This is a genomic window from Chamaesiphon sp. VAR_48_metabat_403 (assembly GCF_031422475.1).
In the GTDB taxonomy this organism is placed as follows: Bacteria; Cyanobacteriota; Cyanobacteriia; order Cyanobacteriales; family Chamaesiphonaceae; genus Chamaesiphon.
Genome location: NZ_JANPLS010000300.1, coordinates 1 through 2,517 on the forward strand (window position 1 = coordinate 1; position 2,517 = coordinate 2,517).

Annotated in this window: 3 protein-coding genes; all 3 read right to left on the bottom strand. The window is 48.3% G+C overall.

The window, feature by feature from the left end:
- Positions 1-106: 106 nt before the first annotated feature.
- The 3 genes from RMO79_RS14300 to RMO79_RS14310 all read right to left on the bottom strand — a co-directional run bounded on the left by RMO79_RS14300 (position 107) and on the right by RMO79_RS14310 (position 2,393).
- A complete protein-coding gene (locus RMO79_RS14300; protein WP_310483847.1) occupies positions 107-247 on the bottom strand; it encodes a hypothetical protein in 141 nt (46 codons plus the stop codon).
- Between the two features lie 69 nt (positions 248-316).
- Entirely contained in the window at positions 317-2,137 is a 1,821-nt protein-coding gene (locus RMO79_RS14305; protein ID WP_310483849.1) for a filamentous hemagglutinin N-terminal domain-containing protein, read from the bottom strand.
- A gap of 106 nt (positions 2,138-2,243) precedes the next feature.
- Positions 2,244-2,393 (bottom strand): hypothetical protein, encoded by a 150-nt coding sequence (locus RMO79_RS14310; protein WP_310483848.1) that lies wholly within the window; start codon positions 2,391-2,393, stop codon positions 2,244-2,246.
- Positions 2,394-2,517 lie beyond the last annotated feature (124 nt).

Below are 2,517 nucleotides of genomic sequence, written 5' to 3' on the forward strand. Positions count from 1 at the left end.
ATCTGAGCCGACATAAATGTCGTCTAAAGGGTGAAAGAAACTTTGTTTGGGCACGCCCTAATTTCATGCTTCAACCCAATTTACAGATCCTTGCTCTGAGCCAGTTTCAGCTAAGTTCCTTAGAAGAGGCTCCGCCAACGATCGTGCGGATGATTTGAGTTAAGGCTTTTTGACGCACCGCACTACCGGGTGGATGGTTACAGGCTCTATCTACCAATTCTCGGAGCTGTCGATCCAGATCTGCCATGTATGTTTCGATCGAGCAAAATCTTATCCTACCAAGATCTTCACGATGTTAAAATTGGCTATTCGGCGGTTAATTGCTCAGTAAAGATGCTCGCGGCTGACGATCGATACAACCCGCTGCTGGCTCTGACTGACGGAGTGCGGGGCTGGCAGATCGAGCCACTAACAAAATATCACCATTGCGATCTCGCTGCCATGTTTGGGCTTCGACGATCGGCTGCTGGCTGGGAGCTAGAGCTGGGGAAACCGATGTGACGGTAGTTTTGACCTGCGACGGCAATTGCACCCAGCTAGCGGTCACCTGCTCCTCATTGAGCGGATCTTTGGGGCTGGCGGGAATGCCGCCGCGTCCGACAGTGGTGAAAGAGTTGTTGGCGATCGCTTTGGGCGAACAGTTGGGATTGATGCGATCGGTCGGATCGGTGACATTATTGGGTAAGGGCGTTAAGCCAGCCGTAATATCTATTTCTGGCGGCGTGGTAGTCACCTGTCCCGCTAAATTGGGATTGGCACTACCAGCGATAGCAGAAATTTGACTGCCGTTACGGAGGATCGGTAAGTTCGCTGGAGAGATGCTAATATTGCCACCGTTCCCAAATATAGATTGGGCGGTAAGTTGACCCCCATCTAAAGTGATGCGGGGTGAGGTAACGCCAATATTTCCCGCATTCCCCGTTCCTGCGGTTGAAGAGTCTAGTGTCGCGCCCGATCGCAAGGATACAGAACCAGCTTCGATCGTAATATTGCCCCCATTACCTTCTCCAGTCGATCTAATGGCACTGCTAATGGCAGTCCCCGTTCCACTAATATCGGCAACCCCAGTCACGCTCAAGTTAATATTGCCAGCATTGCCAATTCCCCCAGTTGAAGCTTGAATTTGGGCGTTGTGTGTCAGGGAAAATGTACCCGCCGCGATCGTCATATTACCACCCTGCCCGATCGAATCCACGCGAACGCTATTCCCAATCCCGCCAGAGCCGCTGATGAGGATATTCCCCGTGGTATTGATTTTGATGTCTCCCGCGACAGCTTCGGGCGTGCCAAATCCAGCTTCGATCCCACCCCTGAGCGTGCTTCCCAAAATTTCTAAATTTCGTGCTGAGATTGCAATATCGCCCCCGCCAGATCCCGCGACATTTATCCTCGCAGCGTTAGTCAAAGAGACATCGCCTCTGGTAACGTTTGCCGGAAATTGCGCGCTGAGATTATCGCCTTCGACACCCCAGCTCACAGTTCCAGGTGCTAACAATCCCCCGATCTCAATTCTGCCGCCTGGAGCATTAATTTGACCGCCATCGATCGAGATATCGCCACCGAATAAACCGATGTATTGATTCTGATTGGTAGTTTCGATCGTCCCCAGGTTGACAATTTGACCGTTGTTTCCACCCATAATTAATCGCGATGGTGTCAGTAAAGCATTCGGATTAATAGTTAGTAATGGCGCATCGTTATTACCATTAGTCCCAAAAGTATAAACTCGTCCCCCACCATCTACTAAATCGATGCCATTTGCCGTACTCCCGACAAACACCCGACCGACATTTAACTGTGCATTCGTCCCAAATAAAATTCCATTCGGATTGATTAGGAATAAATTTGCCCCTTGAGTATTGACAATGCCATCGATATCCGAAAATAAATTACCCGTCACCCGCACGAGTGTCGATCGATTTCCGGCAGGATTGTTAAAAGTCACCGCACCGCCAGTCGGAACGGAGAAATCTTGAAAACTGTGGAATAAATTATGACCCTTATTTACACCGCCTGTAACGGTGAAATTATCGTCAGGACCGGATACTTGAGTACCGAGCGTATTATCGGCGATCGGAATGCGAGTAGAGGGTGGAGTTTGTGCTAGAGATAGAGAGGCGATCGAGACAATCCCAATACTAGATCATAGCGAAATCGACAGTTGAATCTTCATGAGGAGACAGTCTGACTGATGCCAAACACGGTAAGAACAGTATCGATAAAATTAGCGATCGACAATCGATTTACATACAAAATTTTACGATCGATCGACACCAATCGACTACCGATCGATTAGTCCGCAAAAATCGAGGTAGGGGCAATTGATGAATTGCCCCACCCCGAATTTCAGTTTGCCAACCTACCAAAACTAAACTTAATAAGCTGTTTGGCATCTAAAGCACTTACTGTATAATATGTTCGCGATCGCCTAAATTTAATGCCTGCTAAAAGTTTCCTAAATTCCGAAACAAAAGAGAAATTACAAAGAGCACTAAAAGAGCATGAGCATCCAGATAT

Coding starts and splice junctions, on each gene's coding strand:
- RMO79_RS14310 (WP_310483848.1), bottom strand. CDS start 2,393: ATGCCAAACAGCTTATTAAGTTTAGTTTTGGTAGGTTGGCAAACTGAA.
- RMO79_RS14300 (WP_310483847.1), bottom strand. CDS start 247: ATGGCAGATCTGGATCGACAGCTCCGAGAATTGGTAGATAGAGCCTGT.